18 protein-coding genes, 1 tRNA gene and 1 pseudogene are annotated in these 21,630 nt (G+C 47.4%); 12 read left to right on the top strand and 8 right to left on the bottom strand.

Annotated elements, in window-relative coordinates:
* Positions 1–101 precede the first annotated feature (101 nt).
* The 4 genes from ACWHX8_RS19805 to ACWHX8_RS19790 all read left to right on the top strand — a co-directional run bounded on the left by ACWHX8_RS19805 (position 102) and on the right by ACWHX8_RS19790 (position 5,284).
* Positions 102–1,049, top strand: a complete 948-nt coding sequence (locus ACWHX8_RS19805; RefSeq protein ID WP_447971936.1) for an ABC transporter ATP-binding protein — start codon at positions 102–104, stop codon at positions 1,047–1,049.
* A 240-nt stretch (positions 1,050–1,289) separates the two neighbouring features.
* On the top strand, positions 1,290–2,024 hold the full coding sequence (locus ACWHX8_RS19800) for an ABC transporter permease subunit (RefSeq protein WP_447969859.1): 735 nt from the start codon (positions 1,290–1,292) through the stop codon (positions 2,022–2,024).
* A 91-nt stretch (positions 2,025–2,115) separates the two neighbouring features.
* A complete protein-coding gene (locus ACWHX8_RS19795) occupies positions 2,116–4,044 on the top strand; it encodes a Gldg family protein (protein WP_447969858.1) in 1,929 nt (642 codons plus the stop codon).
* A 43-nt stretch (positions 4,045–4,087) separates the two neighbouring features.
* Positions 4,088–5,284 carry a DUF4340 domain-containing protein gene (locus ACWHX8_RS19790; RefSeq protein ID WP_447969857.1) on the top strand — a complete coding sequence of 399 codons (1,197 nt, stop codon included), beginning with the start codon at positions 4,088–4,090 and terminating at the stop codon, positions 5,282–5,284.
* Between the two features lie 112 nt (positions 5,285–5,396).
* On the opposite strand, the gene ACWHX8_RS19785 is transcribed toward ACWHX8_RS19790, so the two are convergent.
* Positions 5,397–5,732, bottom strand: coding sequence for a helix-turn-helix domain-containing protein (locus ACWHX8_RS19785; protein ID WP_447969856.1), 336 nt, complete (start codon positions 5,730–5,732; stop codon positions 5,397–5,399).
* A 188-nt stretch (positions 5,733–5,920) separates the two neighbouring features.
* Here ACWHX8_RS19785 and ACWHX8_RS19780 point away from each other — a divergent pair, with 188 nt between their 5' ends.
* Positions 5,921–6,175 carry a type II toxin-antitoxin system ParD family antitoxin gene (locus ACWHX8_RS19780; RefSeq protein WP_447969855.1) on the top strand — a complete coding sequence of 85 codons (255 nt, stop codon included), beginning with the start codon at positions 5,921–5,923 and terminating at the stop codon, positions 6,173–6,175.
* Entirely contained in the window at positions 6,168–6,479 is a 312-nt protein-coding gene (locus ACWHX8_RS19775; protein ID WP_447969854.1) for a type II toxin-antitoxin system RelE/ParE family toxin, read from the top strand. The genes ACWHX8_RS19780 and ACWHX8_RS19775 overlap by 8 nt, the downstream gene beginning before the upstream one ends.
* Positions 6,480–7,103: 624 nt before the next feature.
* On the opposite strand, the gene ACWHX8_RS19770 is transcribed toward ACWHX8_RS19775, so the two are convergent.
* From ACWHX8_RS19770 to ACWHX8_RS19745, 6 genes are all read right to left on the bottom strand, one after another.
* A complete protein-coding gene (locus ACWHX8_RS19770; protein WP_447969853.1) occupies positions 7,104–8,003 on the bottom strand; it encodes a reverse transcriptase family protein in 900 nt (299 codons plus the stop codon).
* A 1-nt stretch (position 8,004) separates the two neighbouring features.
* Complete coding sequence (locus ACWHX8_RS19765; RefSeq protein WP_447969852.1) at positions 8,005–8,298, bottom strand: helix-turn-helix transcriptional regulator; 294 nt, start codon at positions 8,296–8,298, stop codon at positions 8,005–8,007.
* 52 nt (positions 8,299–8,350) lie between these two features.
* On the bottom strand, positions 8,351–8,755 hold the full coding sequence (locus ACWHX8_RS19760; RefSeq protein WP_447969851.1) for a hypothetical protein: 405 nt from the start codon (positions 8,753–8,755) through the stop codon (positions 8,351–8,353).
* Positions 8,756–9,473: 718 nt separating this feature from the next.
* Entirely contained in the window at positions 9,474–9,857 is a 384-nt protein-coding gene (gene tnpA, locus ACWHX8_RS19755; RefSeq protein WP_447969850.1) for an IS200/IS605 family transposase, read from the bottom strand.
* A gap of 208 nt (positions 9,858–10,065) precedes the next feature.
* Positions 10,066–10,467, bottom strand: a complete 402-nt coding sequence (locus ACWHX8_RS19750) for a hypothetical protein (RefSeq protein ID WP_447969849.1) — start codon at positions 10,465–10,467, stop codon at positions 10,066–10,068.
* A 42-nt stretch (positions 10,468–10,509) separates the two neighbouring features.
* Positions 10,510–11,133 carry a hypothetical protein gene (locus ACWHX8_RS19745; RefSeq protein WP_447969848.1) on the bottom strand — a complete coding sequence of 208 codons (624 nt, stop codon included), beginning with the start codon at positions 11,131–11,133 and terminating at the stop codon, positions 10,510–10,512.
* Between the two features lie 95 nt (positions 11,134–11,228).
* Between ACWHX8_RS19745 and ACWHX8_RS19740 the strand changes: the two genes are divergently transcribed.
* A tRNA-Met gene (locus ACWHX8_RS19740) sits at positions 11,229–11,305 on the top strand.
* Between the two features lie 129 nt (positions 11,306–11,434).
* On the opposite strand, the pseudogene ACWHX8_RS19735 reads toward ACWHX8_RS19740, so the two are convergent.
* Positions 11,435–11,623, bottom strand: a pseudogene (locus ACWHX8_RS19735) (methylated-DNA--[protein]-cysteine S-methyltransferase); the annotation flags it as partial.
* Positions 11,624–12,048: 425 nt separating this feature from the next.
* Between ACWHX8_RS19735 and ACWHX8_RS19730 the strand changes: the two are divergent.
* From ACWHX8_RS19730 to ACWHX8_RS19710, 5 genes are all read left to right on the top strand, one after another.
* The gene (locus ACWHX8_RS19730; RefSeq protein ID WP_447969847.1) at positions 12,049–13,821 is read left to right on the top strand and encodes an N-acetylglutaminylglutamine amidotransferase; all 1,773 of its coding nucleotides are present in this window, start codon (positions 12,049–12,051) and stop codon (positions 13,819–13,821) included.
* 28 nt (positions 13,822–13,849) lie between these two features.
* Positions 13,850–15,574 (top strand): N-acetylglutaminylglutamine synthetase, encoded by a 1,725-nt coding sequence (gene ngg / locus ACWHX8_RS19725; protein ID WP_447969846.1) that lies wholly within the window; start codon positions 13,850–13,852, stop codon positions 15,572–15,574.
* 35 nt (positions 15,575–15,609) lie between these two features.
* Positions 15,610–16,788 carry an osmoprotectant NAGGN system M42 family peptidase gene (locus tag ACWHX8_RS19720; RefSeq protein ID WP_447969845.1) on the top strand — a complete coding sequence of 393 codons (1,179 nt, stop codon included), beginning with the start codon at positions 15,610–15,612 and terminating at the stop codon, positions 16,786–16,788.
* Between the two features lie 94 nt (positions 16,789–16,882).
* On the top strand, positions 16,883–18,736 hold the full coding sequence (locus tag ACWHX8_RS19715) for an OPT family oligopeptide transporter (RefSeq protein WP_447969844.1): 1,854 nt from the start codon (positions 16,883–16,885) through the stop codon (positions 18,734–18,736).
* Positions 18,737–18,968: 232 nt separating this feature from the next.
* Positions 18,969–21,560: a sigma 54-interacting transcriptional regulator gene (locus ACWHX8_RS19710; RefSeq protein ID WP_447969843.1), complete on the top strand. Its 2,592-nt coding sequence runs from the start codon at positions 18,969–18,971 to the stop codon at positions 21,558–21,560.
* Positions 21,561–21,630: the final 70 nt, after the last annotated feature.

Here is a 21,630-nt window from a genome sequence, read left to right as displayed (position 1 = left end):
GAAAAGAGAGTTCGATCGTGACATCGCGAATCTATCGTGGAGAACGGTGATCGGAAGAAAACGTTATAGCCTAGCCAAGAGGGTAATTTATTATGGGGACGATGGTTGATATCACGAGTTTGCGGAAAGAGTTTGGGTCAATTGTCGCCGTTGATGGCGTGTCATTTACCGTTGGACAAGGAGAAGTCCTTGGATTTCTCGGTCCAAATGGTGCAGGAAAATCCACGACTATGAAAATGATTACGGGGTTTCTGACACCAACGGGTGGAACGGCCAAGATTTGTGGATATGACATTTTAGAACAACCATTAGAAGCCAAGAAGCGAATCGGCTATTTGCCAGAAGGTGCGCCGGCTTACCAAGATATGACTCCGGGAGCGTTCTTGACCTTCATTGGAGCAATGAGAGGGTTTGGTGGTGAAGATCTTCGAAGGCGAGTCTCCGATACTGTTGAAAAGGTCAATCTTCAAAGTGTCATGGAACAATCCATTGAAACGCTCTCAAAAGGGTTTAAACGCCGACTGGGGTTGGCGCAAGCCATTTTGCATGATCCTGAGGTGCTGATTCTTGATGAGCCGACTGATGGATTGGACCCCAATCAAAAACATGAAGTTCGTACTTTGATACGGGCAATGGCCACGGAAAAAGCTATTATTCTTTCAACGCATATTCTGGAAGAAGTTCAAGCCGTTTGCACGCGTGCCATGATTATTGCCAAGGGAAAGGTGGTCACCGATGGAACGCCTGCCGACTTGGAAGGTCAATCTCCGACGCATAACAGCATTGTACTCACAGTTCGAAGTGGCGATGTCTATGCTATTCAAGCGCAACTGGCCAAGATTGATGGTGTGAAGAAGGTTGAAGAAATGGGACAGGATGGCGAGTTTACACAATTTCGAATTTTTCCAGATTCTGGTCGATGGATTATTGCCGATGTGGGTCAATGCGCGCGTGAACAACAGTGGGAAGTGGCAGAGCTGCAGGTCGAACGTGGCCAGCTGGATGAAGTCTTCCGATCTTTGACCGCTCCCAAGCAAGCACTAACCTAATTAGTTTCTCGTATCTCGTGGAAAAAGAAAACGTATCTCGTTGTTCGTGAATCGTATCTCGTGGAAGAAAAGAATATATTGTGGTCCTTGCCTCTCAGGTCTTGGGCTTACTGACTTTGCCTTTTACGAGATACGCTTCACGCTTGCGCGCCGGAGCGCTACAGCGCGCAGGCACGAGCGACGAGCAAGGAAAACGCTGATGGCAACATGAAAGACTTATGATGTAGAAAGGGCAATATTGTGGGAAGAGTACAGGTGATTCTTAAACGAGAGTTAGCAGGATATTTTGCGACACCGATTGCCGCAGTGTTCATTGTCATTTTTCTCTTGTTGAGTGGAGCATTTACGTTCTACTTGGGGAACTTTTTTGTTCGTGGACAGGCTGATTTGATTCCCTTCTTTGACTTTCATCCATGGTTATACCTGGTGTTGATTCCGGCTTTAGCGATGCGACTCTGGGCCGAGGAACGTAAGGAAGGCACCATTGAATTGTTGCTCACCCTGCCGGTCACCATGTGGGAAGTGGTCGCGGGAAAATTTCTTGCGGCGTGGGTCTTTACGGGCATTGCGCTCGCCCTCACCTTTCCCATGTGGATTACGGTGAACATGTTAGGCAACCCCGACAATGGAGTCATTGCCGCTAGTTATCTGGGAAGTCTTCTCATGGCTGGAGGGTTCTTAGCCATTGGGTCGTGCATGTCCGCGTTGACCAAGAATCAAGTCATCGCCTTTATTCTCAGCGTGGTGGTGGGGTTGGCCTTTGTGTTAAGCGGATTCCCGATGATTCTGAATCTGTTCAGTGGATGGACGCCACATTTTGTCTTAAACGCCGTGAGTTCATTTAGTTTTTTGACGCATTTTCACTCGATTAGTAAGGGGGTTTTGGACCTACGGGATATTTTCTTTTTTGTCTCGTTAATCGCGTTTTGGTTATTTGCGACAGCCACCATCATTGATATGAAGAAAGCGGAATGAGGGAATTGTGAAACGTGGAACGTCCAAAGAAGATGTAAGGACTCTTGACGTGTTCAAAAGCCCTAATAACAAAGAACAAAGGTAGAACCATATGAATAAAACACTGCTGACCGGGACAGGCCTTTTGATTGCCGCGGTGTTGTTTGGAGCCGCAAATATGATGAGTAATGCCGCGTTGAGTTCAGCACGTTTCGATCTTACTGAACATAACCTCTATACCCTTTCCGAGGGAACGAAAAACATCATGCAAGGGGTGGAAGAGCCCATTACGCTGCGCTTGTATCTGTCGAAAAAACTGGCCACGGGATTACCGGGCATTAAAAGTTATGCCAACCGAGTCGAAGAGATGCTTGAGGAGTTTGAGCAGGTGTCAGGCGGAGGAATTCGCTTACAGGTCATTGACCCTGAACCATTTTCGGAAGAAGAAGATCGTGCCGTGGCCGAGGGGCTCCAGGGTATTCCCTTGGAAGGTGGGACGAAACAGTTTTATTTCGGAATGGTGGGAAGCAGCTCGACGGATGCGCAGGAAGTCATTCCATTTTTTCAGCCGGAACGCGAAGAGTTTTTGGAATATGATCTCGCGAAATTGGTGCATACGTTAGCCAATCCCAAGAAACAAGTCGTGGGTCTGATGAGTAGTCTTCCAATGGAAGGAGCTCCTCCGAATCCCATGATGCCTCCTCAACCTGGGGGCGGGACTCCATGGATGGTCTTGGATCATATGCGGCAGTTGGTCGAAGTGCGCACCATCGAGCAAACTGCGACAGACATTCCGGAGGATGTGAGTGTGCTCATGATCGTGCATCCGAAGAATTTACAAGATGAAACGCTCTACGCAATTGATCAATATGTATTGCGTGGTGGACGTGCCTTAGTATTTGTGGATTCGCATGCCGAAGCGGATCGAGGTATGGCGACGCCCAACAATCCCTTTGGAGGGACAGGGCCAAAAAACTCAGACTTAGGGAAGGTATTTGATGCATGGGGGGTCGAACTTGTGAAAGGAAAGGTTGTAGGTGATCTGCCTCTGGCCAAAAAGGTGCAAATTCAACAGCAGGGACGGATGCAAGTCGTCGATTATCCTGTGTGGATTGGGTTAGAACAGTCTCATATGAGTCCCGATGACATTGTGACGGCGCAAATACCGAATCTCAACCTGGCCTCACCCGGTATCTTGAAAAAGAAAGACGATAGTGAAACCGAATTGATCCCGCTTCTCCAATCTGATGAAGCCGCCATGCAAATTGAGGCGACACGTCTTTCTATGATGCCGGATGTCGCCGGTCTTTTAAATAGCTATAAGCCCGGTGGAGAGAAGTTGACGCTGGGAGTACGTATTCGAGGGAAGGTGAAAACAGCCTTTCCCGATGGAAGGCCGCAATCAAAGAAAGTCGATTCAGAAGACGAAAAGTCGGATACATCATCTGATTTGTCTTCTCAGGAACATCTCACGGAATCAAAAGAACCGATTAATGTCATTGTCATTGCCGATACGGATCTCCTGCAAGATCAATTTTGGGTTCAAGTGCAAAACTTTTTTGGGCAGCGGCTTGGTATTCCGAATGCGGGCAATGGCAGTTTTGTCACGAATGCCATCGACAATCTTGGCGGGAGCAATGATTTGATTAGCGTCAGAAGCCGTTCTGGATTTTCTCGGCCGTTTACGCTTGTGAAAGCCATTCAACAGGAAGCTGAGCAAAAATTTCGACAAAAAGAGCAAGCGCTTCAAAATCGTATGAAGGCGACGGAACAGAAAATTCAGGACATGCAAAGCCAGAAACAAGAAGGCAATACGTTAATCCTCAGTCCTGAGCAGCAAGAAGAAATTGCTAAGTTTCGTCAAGAACTCGTGCAAGTGAGAAAAGAACTTCGTGGCGTACAGCATGAGTTGGTCAAGAACATTGATGGGTTAGAAGGATGGGTCAAATTTCTTAATATCGGGTTTGTCCCACTGTTGATTGGCATTGCCGGTGTGTGGGTCGGTGGCCAACGACTTCGTCGGCGAACGTCTAAGAAATAAACGTAGCATATTTAGGAGTGTATACAGTGAAGAAGGATGTCGTATGAAACCAAAAACGTTGTTGATGCTGACGAGCATCACCCTTGTGGTTATTCTAGGAGCTGTTCTGTTGAGTCAGGAGCGGCAGGATAGACCTGAGCAGAGCGGTGAATTGTTTTTTCCTGACCTGATGAACCGTATTAATGAGATTCGTGAAATGACCATCGAAACGAATGATGACACGGTGACGCTTGTCCAGGAATCAGGCACATGGAATGTGAAGGAACGTGGTGGTTATGCTGCAGACTTTGAGAAGATCAAACCCGTCCTGATTGGGATGGCAGAACTCCGCATTCGTGAACCGAAAACGAAGAATCCGGATCTGCATGAAAAACTTGGTCTTCTGGATAAGGATGCTGAAGGGTCATCTTCAACGTTGATTACTCTGAAGACCGAAGGTGCCAATGCTGCTGCTTCCTTGCTCCTAGGAAATGAACGTCCAGCCAAAGGTGTTCCGAGTGAGGGTGAAATGTATGTACGGAAACCTGAAGATCCACAAACGTGGTTGGTTGTAGGGAATCTTCCTATTCTAAGAGCACCGGGGGAGTGGTTGGAAAAGGAGTTGTTCAAGATTGCCAGCAAGCGCGTTCAACGAGTGCGTGTGACGCATGCGGATGGAGAAATATTGACCGTCTATAAAGATACACCCGATGCGCTTGATTTTAAAATAGACGGTCTTCCCAAGGGTGGAAAAGTCAGTTCGCAATTTAACGTGAACAATGTCGCCACAACATTGGCGCAACTCACGATGGATGATGTGCAGAAATCAAATACACTCGAATTTTCTCCAAAAAATGGAATCAAAGCTGTCCTTGAGACCTTTGATGGGCTGCGACTGACGGTTGAAACAATGCCAAAGGATGATGTGACCTATAGCAAGATTGTTAGTGCGTTTGATCCGGCTCTCGTGTACGAAGAGCCGATCAAAGAGTCGTCGGAACAAAAAGAACGCATTGATGCAGAATCGGATAAGGATAGCGAAAAAAACACAACGGAAAGCGACAAAGACGATAGCAAAGATCAAAGCGATCAAACAGAAAGCAAATCCGAATCGAAAGAATCAATCCTGAAATCTGAAGAGGATGTTCAAACAGAAGTCGCCGAGATCAACGGAAAACTCAAAAATTGGATCTTCGAACTCCCGAAATTCAAAGTTGATAATTTTGCGAAAAAGAAACAAGATTTGATTGCAGCGGACTAGCTTGTCGCTCTAGCGCAACACCTTGTCCCTGCACACTCATGTGTATTGGGATTCGCTATAATTCTTCGAAAATCACAGGAAAAAATCTCATGGATTATTTCAGCAGGAAAAATTAAACAGATATTTGGTCTCCAAATATGACCCTTGTGGTTGCCGGACGTCGGCTTCTTTTGCGTTTGACAACAATTTCAACCTCACGATCTAGTTTGTTCAGTAAACGCAAAAGGCGATCCACGGAAAACCCACTCAGGCCACCACGGGCAAGGTCTGAAACTCTGGATTGAGTAATTCCCAAAATTGCCCCCGCCTGTTTCTGTGTTAACTTCCTTTTTTTGATAATGGTATTGATCTGGCTGACCAGTTTAGCTTTGGTTTCCATTTCTTCTGGGTTATCAAAGCCCAAATCGGCAAAAACATTACCTGAACCTCTTGTAACCTTCGCAGTCATAGATTTTTCTCCTTCTTAATATCTTCTTCTGCCATCTTGAGCCTTACTTTGATAAGGTCGATATCCTGCTTCGGAGTGGCAATGCCTTTTTTGGATTTCTTTTGAAAAATGAATATCTTCACTATAGATCAAAAGCATGCTACACTACACCAATAGTATGATATATTCATATTATAGGAGGTAATTCTATGGCAACTGTAAGAAAGACGATTACCCTGACCGATCAACAAGATCAATGGATCAAGGCACAGATCGAAGGTGGTGATTTTACCAATGACAGTGAATATATTCGCGACCTTGTCCGCCGTGATCAAGAACGAAACGCCAAGTTTCGCGCTTTGAAAGCGGCGATCCAGGAGGGCCTAGACAGTGGCGTGAACAACAAGACAGTGCGTGATATTTGGGAAGATGCCGAAGCACGATATAAAACGAAACATGGCTGAGTATCGACTGAGCCATCGTGCCGAGTCCGACCTAAACGAGATCGCCGACTATACAATTGACAGGTTTGGCATTAAACAGGCCCGTCGCTATCGTGACAACCTCGAAACATGTTTTCAATCCCTTGCAGAAAATCCGCTAATTGGCCGCAGTGCTGCACAGCTCGCGCCGAAGCTGAGGCGTTACGAAATTCAATCGCATGTTGTATTTTATACTCCAACTGACACAGGAGCGTTGATTGTGCGTGTGTTGCACGAGCGAAGAGACGTTGCCGAGCATATAAAGCCTTCTGGTATATCCAAATAATTTCTAGCTAAATAGCCCAGTACAATGGAGACGCTTCAAGCATCGGAAATTCGTTTAAACGGCTATCAAACACGATATTTCTATTTGTGGAGAGTTGAATTTCGAATAAGACTAGAAGACGAAGCTCATCAGGAAAATGCTTGAGCGAGCTTTAAGTAATGCGCAGAAGCTAGTGGAAGTTCAAAAATTCACTATAAGGCTAAAAACGATTTGATAAAATTTCACGTGCGGTTAAGAATCTAGTGAGTTTTAAAATAGCCCACTATTAGTCAATGGTCCGTACCTTTCTACTCTCCATAATCCTGACTAATTGTGTGTGAATTATGTTCTTGTAGTTTCTTGGGATTTTCTTCAAGACAGGGGGCTACTCATAGCAAGACGCAACAAAAAGAGAATGTCCTCTTTTCCATCACGCTAACCTAGCACAATGATACGCTTCAAACATCGGATGTTCATTGAAACAACTATAACGCACGATATTTCTGTTTGTGGAGACATTGAATCTTGAAAATAGCCTTAGTAGGAAGTCCCCCCAAGAAGTAACTTCAAAACCCTACTATTAGTCAACAGAAGATTTGGCCCTATTTAACTCCAAAACCTGTCTTCTTGGATTTTTTGAAAACTTTACCCATTAGCTACTTTTATTTGTTTGGCATGACATTCGCTACCACGGATTCGTTCCAGAATCTTTTTCTTGGTTCCTGAGTCTTTTTCCTTGACTAACTCCATCCGCAGTTTATGGATCTTAAGATGTTGTACGTTTGGAAGACGAAGCTCATTATTCTTAATGATGACTCCAGTAATCTTTCGTACTCTTTTTCCTTTATAGCTCTTTTCCTTGTGGTACTGAAGTCCTGTATTTTTTATCTCTTGCTTAACTGCCCACACCAAACTACCCGGAACTTTTGGGCCAGAAATAGTTAAATCATCAATGTACACAGTAAGCTGACATCCAGCTTTCTTAACTATCTCGGTAATACGATCCCACATTCTTTTGTGGGCTAAAAAAGAAAGAATGGGGCTAAGTGGACTGCCAGTTGGGAGATGTCCCTTGAAGGAACAAAGGGTCATCAATATCCCTGCTACGTCACGGTCGCAGTGCATCTCTTCGTGAAAGAACTGGAACACTCGACTAGCGCGCGTCGAGGGGTAATATTTTTTTATATCCAAAACAGCGATCTCTGGTGCGCTAACGTGCTCTTTGGCATTCGTCACATAAGACCTTCGTTTTACGGGGCAAAACAAATAATTTGGTGGAAAAATGCGGTTCAATAATTTTTCAATACGCTTGTGTATCCGACGAAGTTTCGGTTTGGGTTCTTCAATATGGCGTTTCTTCTTATTTGGTTTTGTTGGGTCGGTAATATCAAATTCGGAGTAATCATTGTCAGCAGATTTAAGGTGTGCTTTTAATTCAGAAGGGGCTATTTCAAGAATAGAAGCCAGACGGGCTTTTGATCGAAGTTTATAGAAGGGTGATTGATCACAAACATATCGCCCACCAGCTTTTTTCTTAGAGGGCATGCTAGGCAACACTCTTCGCGGAAATCCAATCTAAAATTTTAATCACTTTATTCGAAATATTCTTTTTCGTCTTTTCTAATTTTTCCCCATTATTGAGGTTCTCCGAGAAAAAAAGTATAGAAGAACTGGGCATATTAAACACTTCGGAGTATTTCTCAATTACGTCTAGCGTAGGCGTCTTTTTCCCTGATTCTATTTCTGAAAGATATGAATTTGAAATTCCCAACTTATCAGCTAGATCTTTCTGATTGAGATCGTGGAACACTCTAATAAGTCGAAGCGCTTCGTTTAACATCGTAGTTTTTTCATTAAACAATAAAAAAAGAAAGTGCCGAGCTTATGAACTTTCAGCTTTGAACAGTCGGACCACCCAGACAATTAAACGTCCAAGGATGATCAACGTTTTCAAAACTGTGGGGTTCTTGAGCCATTTGACCCAACCGCCCCTCGTCCATAGCCGCTGTCTTTGAGTCGACTGTTTTTTGGTAACATAAGTTGCCATTAAACACTCCTTTGGTTATCGATGCCGCAAAATGCGACATCGCTCCTTTATAACCAAGGATTAGAGAGACAGCGGTTTGCACTCGGCACTCTCCATTGATCCGCGCATCGTATACTCCTTTTGCGATGTGTACTCTAGCGATGTGCGACGCCCCAAGGACTGTGGCCTCTGGGCAATTTGTAGGGGCTTTCACCCCCTCGACCCACTGATAGTGGGCCACGGGATAAGGAGAATCTCTAAATCGACTCATATAACTAATATATCATAAAATTCTCAATTGTCAAATTAAATTCGCTATAAGCGAATATTAGATTGGGCTTGTACGCAAGGATTTTCAACTTAATACAGATCTGGCTTCATCAACGCATAGAAGTCGAATCCTGACCCCTGACGAATCAATTGATCATATCCAGGTGAATTGCCTCTAAAGAGTCAGATTCTTGTTAAGTCGACAATATACGGTTGAAGTTTCTTAAACAAAATATGCGGTGAGGAATTTAAAAAAAAGAAATTGGTGTGAGGACTGCAGAATAGACCATTTTCAGGGAGAAACCCAACTCTGGGAAACAGGGTTAAAACTTGTTTTTCCCCGGGAGGGGCCTTGGCAGGATCTTCGTATGTGCTTGTTTTGTTGGTGGTTCGTACTGAGATCTAATCTGTTGGACCCTGATCCACATTTGCCCCCATCTTCTTTTCAAACACATCATTATTATTCTCCAAAGATTCACCTCTTAATCTTCTAGCTCCGAAAAAACTTAGGAAGATAAGGGGCGATATTAAACATGACTCCTCCGCCATACGTTGGGCCAAAATCCTTTGATCCAGATTCGTTAAAGTTAATCATGTCGTTCCAAGTTTCAAATGTGAAGTGACGAATGCGCAGAGTCAGCAAAGATATAAACTTCTCTTCCAGGGAATCACCCCGAAAGTCAGTAAGTAGATACCCACGGGCTTACGCCGCGTGGCACTTAAAATTCAAATGCAAGCTGAAGGTGTCCCTTATCTACTTGCTCTTGATGAGCTACGTACCGCCGGATCACCGCCTCATTCAACCCCACGGTCGAAGAGAAGAACCCGGGGGACCACAACACGGCTCCCCAGTAAGTCCGCTTCAGCTCGGGATACCGGAGGCGAAGTTGCCGACTCACATTCGCTTTCATCTTGCCCACAATACTTGAGACAGCATATTTCGGAGGAATCACCAGCACCACATGAATGTGGTCAACCTGCACACTCCATTGTTTGACCTCCACATCAGGGTGATAGTGCTGGATTTTCGATATATGCTCCTCCACAAAGAGCTTAATCACTCCCCGCAAAATGCGTCGCCGATACTTCGGAATCCACACCACATGGTACTGATGCTGCTACGCACCATGAGCACTGAGTCGAATCTCCATGCACCAGTGTCATCCAAGCCCTCTCATATGGCAAGGAGGCCCCGCTTCCAGCGGGGAGCGCTTGCACCCACGGGCTCACGCCACGTGGTCCTCCGCTAGTTTTGATAGAGCAGCATGAATGCACGCCAACGAGGACATGATACTGCCGGACTTCACAAGCTTAACTTCGCACTAGCATCGCACCCGCCAAGACAACCGCTAATCCTAAAATCATTGTCATCCGGCCTATCCATGGTGCAAATCGTACAAGAACCTGATCACACCTGGTCCACTTTTCGGGAACTTGTTGTTTGAGGGCTCGTACTTTTGGTCCGATGATTCGATCATGCGTGATGGATGTCACGATCAACAGGAAGATTAAGACAAGTTTGATCATCGCTGAAAACGGCCAATCTGAAATTGAAGCAGAAAAATTTACGTGATTGGATAAAAGCATTGCTCCCGTGGTTACAAGAATCACAATGGAAACCCACACCAAAATTCTGAATCGAAGGGCGACTCCAAGAAACCAATGTTGAGCCTGTGTAGGGTCAGTACTGCACTTGAGAAGTGGAACGGTCACGAATAACAAGAACTACATCCCACCTACCCAGAAAATTGCGAGTTAAGTTGTAGAGTTTTTCTTGTCCCCTAACTTTTCCTGCAATTCTTGATAGACTTGCAGGAGTCGTTGATCTTCAAGTCGGTAGGCCAATGACAAGAGGATGAGTCCAAAGATTAATACCAATATTCCCAGCGCTACAATCCCGATTCCCAACATCATCCCACTCCCCGTTCCAAACCCGCCGTCCATGGCAAACATCACAACAAAGGTGATGGTGCCAATCACCACAATGCCCATCCATAGTATGGTAATCACGGCAGAGGACCATGGCGTACGTTTGATCAATTCAAGCAGAAGACCTTTCCCATCTGATTGAACTTCAATTGTCCCTTTCAAGGGCCAAGCGGTCCGGAATCGCATTGAAAAGAGGTGATAGTAGGGCCGAATGATGATGAGATTCTGGTCTCGCAGGTAACGGGCTAATCCATGAGGGAGTTCTAGTAAGCCTGACTTTGTAAAGTGCTTGTGAAGATTACTTGATCCTGACAGTGTAATGGAGTCACGTCGTCGCGCAAGGCGACACCCGTAGCGACTCGCGGAATCACGAAGACTCGTGAATTGATACCAATCGCCAGAAATAATGGCGATGCACAAGATTGTTCCGAAGACTCCTGCTAACACCATAGTCAGTGAACATAGCACAGACCCTAGAAATGCCTAAAGTAGACAATCCTGATCGGTGCATTGACTTGGAACATGAGGCTCGTCTACTATCACTCCGCGGGGTGGAGCAGTCTGGTAGCTCGTTGGGCTCATAACCCAAAGGTCGAGGGTTCAAATCCCTCCCCCGCAACCAACTAATTCTGAAAGCCAAAGGCTCTGTCGTAGAAATACGGCAGGGCCTTTATTACTTTCGAGGTACCCTGAATTTCAGTGATCGGTTCTCCATCAGAACCCTGCCTGCTCTTATCCTGGACTATAGTTATTATGCAATTGGAAAATTCCAATCATTGAATAAAGAATATCGAGCACCTTCACGTTCTAGTAATCTCTGCTTCCGCTCCACTCCCCAACGATAATGAGAGAGCTTCCCGTCCTTTTTGACAACGCGGTGGCATGGAATAATGACTACCAGCGAGTTCGTCGAACAAGCGTGTGCTACGGCTCGAACGGCATATTTGAAATCATCCGTATATCCAAAATAAAAATGGTTGAACGAACGACTTTTTTCCTACTTCTCGTTGTCGTTGAGCATATGCGTTTTGAGGTTGCATCAAGGGAACTCATCACAATTTTATGTACGATGGCGTATTTGAAAAAATACATTTCTGTTTTACGGTATATATTTCAATTTTTCATGAAAAATTCACTTCCACTCGTTTGACAATGTTACGATTAAATTATTAGGGTGAATATTCCTTTCTGTAGTGACTATCCCATTGAAACATGAGCCATTCATTCACACGGCTTTTCTTAAGGTGTGCTTTCCTTCATATTCAGGATAAGCACGGTATGTACGTGGTAAAAGTATTCAATAGAACAACGGTTGATTGGCGAATGACATACTATTCTTCAGGTTTGTGAGGGTATCAATAACGTATGTGCGGCATTCTCGGGCAAATAAACTTTTCTGATAATCCTGTGGATCCCGAAGGGTTGAAGGCCATGAGTGCCACGATGACGGATCGTGGCCCTGACGGGGCGGGGATCTATACCCAAGGAAGATTAGGGTTTGGGCATCGACGCCTGAAGGTTATTGATCTCACGCAATCGTCGCAACAGCCCATGGTCGATTCACAGTTGGGCCTTGGTATTGTGTTCAATGGGGCGATTTACAACTATAAGGAATTGAGAAAAGAACTCGAACAAAAAGGCTATACGTTTTTTTCGCACGGTGATACCGAAACGATTCTCAAGGCCTATCATGCGTGGGGTGAAGCATTTATTCACCGTTTGAATGGGATGTTTGCGTTTGCCATTTGGGAGCGAGATTCAGAGCGGGTCCTGCTGGCGAGAGATCGTCTCGGGATTAAACCTCTGTATTATACCGAATCATCGACACAGTTTCGGTTCGCGTCCACCTTACCGGCACTCTTAGCCGGAGGCGGCGTCTCCACGGACATTGATCCTATCGCCCTTCATCATTATTTGATGTTTCACGCTGTTGTCCCCGCTCCCTATACGTTACTCGCAGGTGTCAGGAAATTAGAGCCTGGCACGATGATGGTGATTGAACCAACCGGAGAGCGTCGACATCAGCCATATTGGCAACTCTCGTTTGACCCCCGTGACGATGAAAAAAATCTGACCGAACAAGACTGGGAAGATCGTGTCTATGATGGACTACGGACGGCTGTCCGCCGCCGACTTGTTGCGGATGTCTCGGTTGGCGTTCTGTTATCTGGGGGGCTAGATTCAAGCCTCATCGTGGGACTTTTGGCTGCTGAAGGGGCCACAGGGTTGAATACGTTTTCAATAGGTTTTGAAACCGTCGCGGAAGAACAGGGTGATGAGTTTTTCTATTCTGATATTATTGCCAAAGAATTTTCGACCCAACATCATAAGCTTCCCGTCGACTCGAACGACGTCTTACCGAATCTTCTCAATTGCATCCATGCCATGTCCGAGCCCATGGTGAGTCATGATGCCATCGGATTTTATCTGCTCTCTAAAGAAGTCTCGAAGCATGTAACGGTGGTCCAAAGTGGTCAGGGCGCCGATGAAATTTTTGCCGGCTATCACTGGTATCCCCCAATGTTGAACAGTCACAACCCTGTCATGGACTATCGGAACGTCTTTTTTGATCGTGAGCAAGAGGAATTCTGCCGAGTCGTACATTCGCGATTCCACCAAGAGGATCATAGTCAGCGTTTTGTGGAAAAACATTTTTCACAGCCAGGAGCATCCAGAGCTATTGACCAAGCCTTACGGCTTGATACCACGATTATGTTGGTGGATGATCCGGTCAAGCGTGTTGACAACATGACGATGGCGTGGAGCTTGGAAGCTCGAGTCCCATTTTTAGATCATGAAGTCGTTGAACTGGCCGCTCGAGTTCCGGCGGAAATGAAAATTGCGCAAGGGGGAAAAGGTGTACTTAAGGAGGTGGCTCGTCGGGTGATCCCTTCTGAGGTGATTGATCGACCCAAAGGGTATTTTCCGGTTCCCGCCTTAAAATATCTCCGAGGACCGTATTTGGAGATGGTGCAAGATGCCCTCTCGTCGAAAGCCAGTCAAAGTCGCGGATTATTCCAACAAGCCTACGTTGATCAAGTATTTCAACAGCCTGATAAGCACATTACGCCACTGCGTGGCTCAAAGCTCTGGCAGCTTGGGCTGTTAGAGTTGTGGCTGCAGACTCATCAAGCCTAACCAGATTAATTTTCTTAAAGAGTTTTTTATGCCTCGTCAACGTCAACGACCGATCGGACCGACCGTCAAAAGTTGGGAAGTTGGTCCAGCGACCTATCAAGGCCGTCGGGTTAAGCCAAAAGTCGTCTTGGATTGTGGGTGGGGTCGATTGATCTTTGCCCATACCTTTGTCGAGCCTGAAGAGGTTGCGGCCACGCTCTTGAAAGAGCGTGCTGGGCGACGCGACATCGCCTTTTATTTACGAGATCCCCATGTAGTCTTAGCGCTTCGTCCTCATAAACTGTTTCTTGATCCTTCCCATACGTTTCGTCTCTGGCTGGCTGACTATCAATCGGTCTCGAATCAGAAGCAAGGATTCGTCATCAGCCCTGTCCGGTCTCAAGTTGATGTTGATTCGCTGAATAGAATTTATTCGGCACGAAATATGGTTGGCGTTGAGTATGACTTTCTCATGAAACATCGTCGCTCCCGGAAGTTATGGTATCTCCTTGCCAGAGACCAGCTGACGAATGAGGTGATTGGTGTGATTATGGGCGTCAATCATTGTGCAATTTTTGATGATCCAGAAAAAGGCAGTAGTACATGGGCTCTCGCGGTTGATCCGCAAACGCACCATCCTGGAGTGGGAGAGGCGTTGATTCGGCAGGTGGCAGAACGTATGAAAGCTCGAGGGTGTCATTACCTGGATCTTTCGGTATTGCATGATAACCATGAGGCCATTGCGTTGTACCGGAAGCTTGGGTTTCATCGCATTCCTGCTTTTGCCGTCAAAACACGAAATCGGATCAATGAGAAATTATTTTCAGGCCCATCGCCTGATCGGCGGCTCAATCCCTATGCCATGATCATTGTCAATGAAGCCAGACGTCGAGGTATTGATGTCGCGGTGCTGGATGTCGAGGCCGGGTATTTTAAACTGACGTTTGGCGGTCGCTCTATCACATGTCGAGAATCATTATCCGAACTGACCACAGCCATTGCCATGAGCCGGTGCGCCGATAAAACCCTTACGCAGCGATTATTGAAAGAGGCCGGATTGTCCGTTCCAGCGCAAATGGTTGCTGATGGACGGAAAAAAAATCATGAGTTTCTTCGACAATACCAATCTATTGTGGTGAAACCGCTGTTGGGAGAACAAGGAAACGGTGTGAGTGTCGATGTCAGTAAGAAAAAGGAAATGGACGCGGCGATTACTCATGCTAGAACGTTTGGCGATGAGGTGATCTTAGAGCAATATGTGAAAGGGGAAGACCTGCGCATCGTGTTGATTAACTATCAGGTCGTTGCGGCAGCAGTCCGACGTCCGCCCAAAATTACCGGAACGGGGAAGCATACGGTTACGCAGTTGATCGAAAGGCAAAGTCAGCGGCGAGCGCGAGTGACGGGTGGAGAAAGTCGTATCCCCTTGGACCGTGAAGCCAAACGGTGCGTCAAAGAAGCCGGATATCGACTCAGTGACATTTTGCCAAAAGGCAAGGCTCTCACCGTGAGAAAAACGGCCAACCTGCATACCGGTGGGACGATTCATGATGTCACGGAAAACATTCATCCTGATGTAGCGGGAGCTGCCGTGATTGCGGCCAAAGCCCTGGCTATTCCCGTCGTTGGGTTGGACTTTATTGTGACACATGTTTCAAAATCCGAGTATGTCATCATCGAAGCCAACGAGCGGCCTGGTCTTGCCAATCATGACCCACAACCAACGGCTGAACGATTTATTGACCTGTTGTTTCCTCAAACCAAGCATCGATGAATGTCACGTAGCTATCTGTGACAGCAAGGGAGATTATGAGTAAACTCAATATTGATACAGACTATCTCACGCGGATGCTTCAAGGTTTATTAGCCACGCCAAGTCCGACAGGATATACCGATCAAATTGTGCACACGGTATCAAATGAACTCAATCAATTAGGGATTCCCTTTGAACTCACACGGCGGGGAGCCATTCGTGCCACGATGGAAGGGAAGGTCCGTACGCCGGATCGAGCGATTGTCGCGCACCTGGATACGTTAGGTGCCATGGTCAAATGGCTCAAGAGCAACGGTCGACTGGCCATTGTGCCGATAGGAAGTTGGTCCAGCCGATTTGCCGAAGGCTGTCGTGTGACGCTGTTTACCGAAACCGGTATGTATCGTGGGACGATTTTGCCGTTGAAGGCGTCGGGGCATACGTATGGTGACGAAATCGACACGCAGCCTGTCGCGTGGGCCAATGTCGAAGTACGTCTCGATGAAGCCGTCTCTGATGGTCCAGTATTTATCCAACCGTTATCAACCGAGCAAGATCTCAAGAAACTTGGAATCAATATTGGCGATTTCCTTGCCATAGATCCGTCAACGGAAATGGGGCCCAATGGATTTATTAACTCGCGACATCTAGATGATAAAGCCGGCGTCGCGACAATCCTGGCTGCAGCCAAAGCTATTCTTGATTCCGGCTCGACACTGCCGGTGGATTGCCATCTCCTCTTCACAATTTCAGAAGAAGTGGGGTCTGGGGCATCGGCCGTTCTGCATGGTGATGTCGCTGAAATGGTCACGATTGACAATGGGACCCCTGCCCCATTCCAAGCGTCGAGTGAATTTGGAGTGACCATTGCCATGGCCGATTCTGCCGGGCCTTTTGATTATCATTTAGTTCGTCGTCTCATTGCACTATGCTCGGAGCACAGTATCCCGTTTCAGCGAGACATTTTTTGTGATTACCGAAGTGACAGTGCGTCAGCTGTGGAAGCGGGAAACGATATTCGAACGGCACTTATAACCTTCGGTGTAGACTCTTCCCATGGCTATGAACGCACGCATCTGAGTTCACTGAATGCGATTGCCGAATTACTGGCTATCTATATGCGGAGTGAACCGGTGTTTTGGAGAGATCGTGATACGTTAGGGACGGTCAGCGATTTCCCCACGCAGCCGATTGAAGAAGCGTCTTTTCCTACGGCTTACGAGGAAGGACGATAATCTCCAGTACAGAAGACACACTCATGTGTGCCCCACGCGTCCTCATGTTTGCCATCTTTCACCATAGTGGGAATATGGGGCCTGGTTCCAGTTCATGAGAATCAGAAACTTTTCTCAATTTATTCCTTATGGCATTGTAGGGCGTGATGTCGTCATCTTCCCCCATCCTGATACCACCAACCCACAGCTGACACTTCGAGCGATTGCCACAGGAATGATCTTAGGAGCCCTTCTGACTCCGTGTAATATTTATAGCGGGCTGAAGATCGGTTGGACGTTTAATATGTCCATTACTGCGGCCCTCCTCAGCTTTGCTTTTTGGAAAGTGTTTGAAACGACTGCGCATACCAGAAACTGGGGGCTCCTTGAAAATAATATCAATCAAACCACGGCCTCCTCGGCTGCATCGATTATCTCATCAGGATTGGTTGCGCCCATCCCGGCTTTAGCCATGCTGACTGGTGAGCAATTGCCATGGTCTCTATTATCGGTTTGGGTCTTTTCCGTGAGTCTCATCGGCATTGTCGTCGCGATCGGTCTACGGCAACAGATGCTTCTTCGTGACCAATTGCCGTTTCCTGCCGGAGTGGCCACAGCAGAAACCGTCAAGGAAATCTATGGGAAAGGGGGAGAAGCCCTTGCTCGGGTCAAAGTTCTCCTGACGGCTGGAGGAATAGCCGGACTGTTAAAATTCATCAACGAAGCGATTGTGACGATTCCCAAAATGACTGTTGATTGGGCCATTCCGTTGAAGGGAATTCTTAAGAGTACGGGGATCTCTAAAGCCTCGCTGAGTAATCTTGGATTCGTTCTTGACCCCTCCCTCTTAATGATCGGGTTTGGGGCCATCATCGGCATTCGCGCAGGGCTCTCTCTCCTCATTGGTGCGATTCTCGCTTGGGGGATTCTCGGCCCATGGGTTGTAATCCAAGGGTGGATTCCAACAGAACACCTTCCTGAAACCGGCTATTGGTTTGGTCCAATGGTGGAGTGGTTACTGTGGCCGGGGGTTACCATGATGGTTCTGTCGTCCCTAACATCGTTTGTGTGTTCATGGCGAAGGCTGTTCGTTCAGACTCGAGGAGATCGTATGAGCATGGACAATCGTTCTATTCAACAGAATACGTATGAGGTGCCGCGTCGGTGGTTTATGTTAGGTCTTGGTGTTTCCTTGGTATTTGCGGTGTTCACTCAAGTGACATTCTTTCACATTTCATGGATTCTCGCTGTCTTCGCTGTCCTGTTGACGTTTGTCTTGGCCATCGTAGCAGGTCGGGTTTCAGGAGAAACCGGGATTACGCCTATCGGTGCCATGGGAAAGGTGACCCAACTGACTTTTGGGCTACTAAATCCAGGCAACGTGACGAGTAATTTGATGGCCGGCAATGTGACGGGAGGGGCGGCAGGCCAATGTGCGGATTTGCTTCATGATTTGAAAACAGGATTGCTGATCGGTGCCTCTCCCCGTTTTCAAGCACTGGCGCAGGTTTTCGGAGTGTTGACTGGATCGCTGGTGGGCAGTGCGGTGTATCTAGTATTAATTCCAGACCCGCAAACGATGTTGCTAACAATTGAATGGCCAGCGCCTGCGGTGGCAACCTGGAAAGCCGTGGCTGAAGTATTCCAGCAAGGCATTGAGAGCATTCCTCCGGGAAGTTTGATGGCGATGTTGATTGCCGGTTTTGTGGGAGTAGGAATGGTTCTTCTTACCGAAAGTCTGTCTCCACATATCAGTACATGGTTTCCCAGTGCCTCGACGATGGGGCTGGCGTTTGTGATTCCTGCCTGGAATTCACTATCCCTTTTTCTTGGTGCACTTCTTGGTGCATTCCTGATGAAATATACTCAAACCTGGTCGGAGCGATTTCTCATGGCGTTGGCGGCGGGGCTTGTCGCTGGTGAAAGTCTGGCAGGTGTGAGCAGCGTCTTGCTGACATTACTGTTTTGAGGCGCGACGGTGTGCATGGTTCTGAAGCACGCCATTGCGTGTATTCCTTTATTATTGAAGAGATTGCCAAAGCTGCCGCTACGTCAAGGAAGGAGATTTCTGACGCATGAGCCTACAAAGCTCTTGGCAGTGAATGGTCTTTCGAGGAGGATCCGGTGTTGCTCTAAGCGTCATGGCGATCGAGTATCATGTAGTTGCAGAGATGTGAGGCCCAGGTTCATAATACTAGCATATGAAATCCCTTTCATTTCCTCGAACCGTTGACCTAGAGATCGAGCAGTACCGGGCCTTGTTGGAGGTTTCGGAAGCCATTGCTGTTCATCGAGACCTGGATGAACTTTTTCGTGATCTTGCCCATCGACTTCCGCAAGTGGTCCACGTCAATTTCGTAGCCTTGTCGCTTTACGATCCGGTATGCCACGCCATGCGATTGCACACCATCCAGGCCAATATTCCCGCCGATCTCGTGGGCGGGCATGAAGAGCCGGTTGACGAGACTCCTGCAGGTGTCGTTTGGCAAACCCAACACCCCATCCTTGTGCCGGATCTTGCTCGAGAATATCGCTGGCCGAGGGTTCTTGAGCGTATGAAGGAAGACGGAACGAATTCGTTCTGCATGGTTCCGCTGACTACGGCGCTCCGGCGCGTAGGAGCCTTGGGATTTTCGAGCCTAGAAGTTGGCGCCTATGCTGAAAATGATCTGGCCTTTCTCCAGCAAATAGGGAAGCTGGTCGCGGTTGCAGTGGATAATGTCCTTCATCACCAAGCCTTGGCGCATGATCGAGACCGGATGCGTCTCTTACTCGCGGTTTCAGAGTCTATCGCCTCGCATCGCGATCTTGGCGAGTTGTTTCAGGATCTGGCCCAACGATTGCCGCCCATTGTTCCATTTGATTTTATTTATGTCGTGTTGCATGAACCCACACGGCACGTCATGCGCCTTTGGCTTTTTGTCTCGTCGCACCCCAACACCATCAGGCCTGGGATAGAGTTGCCCGTAGATGACACTCCTGGTGGATTGGTGTGGAAAACACAACATCCCGTGATGATTGAAGATGTGACACGTGAACACCGGTTTTCGGCATTGATGCAGCTGTTCCGTGAGCATGGCATGGAATCCTTCTGTGTCGTTCCTCTCACAACCGCGCAGCGGCGCCTGGGCGCCATGGGATTTGGGAGCCTGCGAAAGCGTGTCTATCAAGAGGGCGAGATCAATGTTATGCAGGAGGTGGCCAAACAAGTGGCGGTTGCCGTGGATAACGTGTTGCACGCCGAGAGCGCTCAATTCGCTGAACAGCACCTGCAACACGAACGGGACAGTATGAGGCTTCTGCTCGAAGTTAACAACGCGGTGGTCTCGCATTTGGATTTACGGGATGTATTTATCGCAGTCAGTGCGTGTTTACGAAAAGTTATTCAGCACGACGGATCGGCGCTGGTGTTATACGATGTCCATACTCGACGCTATCGCGTGCATGTGTTGGACTTCGTAAAAGACGAGGAGTCCTTCGAGGAAGGCCTCGCCTCACCAGATTGTAAATGTCCGTCGGATGGGGCGATTACGAGTGGACAGCCGGTGATTTACCGGAAGCATGATTTAGAAAAATTAGCCAGGGAATCTGAGGTCACTCAACGGCTGCTGGACCAAGGCATTTGTTCGCTCTGTTCCGTCCCTCTGTTGTCTCATGCCAAGGTACTCGGCACGTTAGATGTGATGCGGTCGCATGACAGAGATTTCACGTCAACGGAAAGTGAGCTTTTGAATCAGGTTGCGCAACAGATAGCCATTGCCGTGGAGAACGGTCTGGCGTACCGGGAAATTGCAAAACTCAAGGACAAATTGAAGAAAGAAAAACTGTACCTGGAAGATGAAATCCGGGCCGATTACAATTTTGAGGAAATTTTAGGGGAAAGTTCTTCGCTAAAACGGGTGTTGAATCAAGCAAAAGTTGTTGCTCCGACCGATTCGACTGTTCTGATTCAAGGTGAAACCGGTACCGGTAAAGAATTAATCGCGCGCGCGATTCACAGTATGAGTGAACGGCGGGATAGGACCTTTGTGAAGTTGAATTGTGCCGCGATTCCGACCGGATTACTCGAAAGTGAACTATTTGGACATGAAAAGGGCGCATTTACAGGCGCTATTGCCATAAAGGTCGGCCGGTTTGAATTGGCTGACCGCGGTACGCTCTTTCTTGACGAAGTCGGAGAAATTCCTCTCGAACTTCAGGTGAAGCTACTTCGTGTGCTGCAAGAGCAAGAGTTCGAACGGCTGGGGAGTACAAAGACAATCCGCGTCAATGTCCGGGTGATTGCTGCAACGAACCGCCATTTATCCCGCCTCATTGACCAACGGCAATTCCGCGATGATTTGTACTATCGCCTCAATGTCTTTCCCATAACCATGCCTCCGTTGCGTGATCGCGTGGAAGATATTCCCATGCTCGTCCGACACTTTGCTCAAAAGTTCGCCAGACGCATGAAGAAATCCATCGAGACAATTCCGTCGGAAGCCATGAATACGCTCCAGAAATATCCTTGGTCTGGAAACGTACGCGAGCTGGAAAACTTTGTTGAACGCGCGGTTATTCTGACACAAGGGACTGATTTATTCGTTCCGCTGAGCGAATTGAGCCAAGCTCAACAGCCGTCGTCGCGTTCATCGTCGACGTTGGTGCAGGCCGAACGCGAACATATTTTGACCGTTCTCAGGGATGCCAACTGGGTTATCGGCGGCAGGTCTGGTGCAGCCGCCAAGCTTGGCATAAAGCGAACCACTCTTCAATCTAAAATGCAAAGGCTTGGTCTCTCTCGCCCTTCCTAAGCTCGTCTCTTCTCCAGGTAGTGCCGGCATTTCCTTCCTCTGGGTTAAGCAACATACAGACGCCGAGTTT

It is taken from the genome of Nitrospira sp. M1 (assembly GCF_965152605.1).
This window is presented reverse-complemented; position numbering and strand designations above follow the sequence as displayed.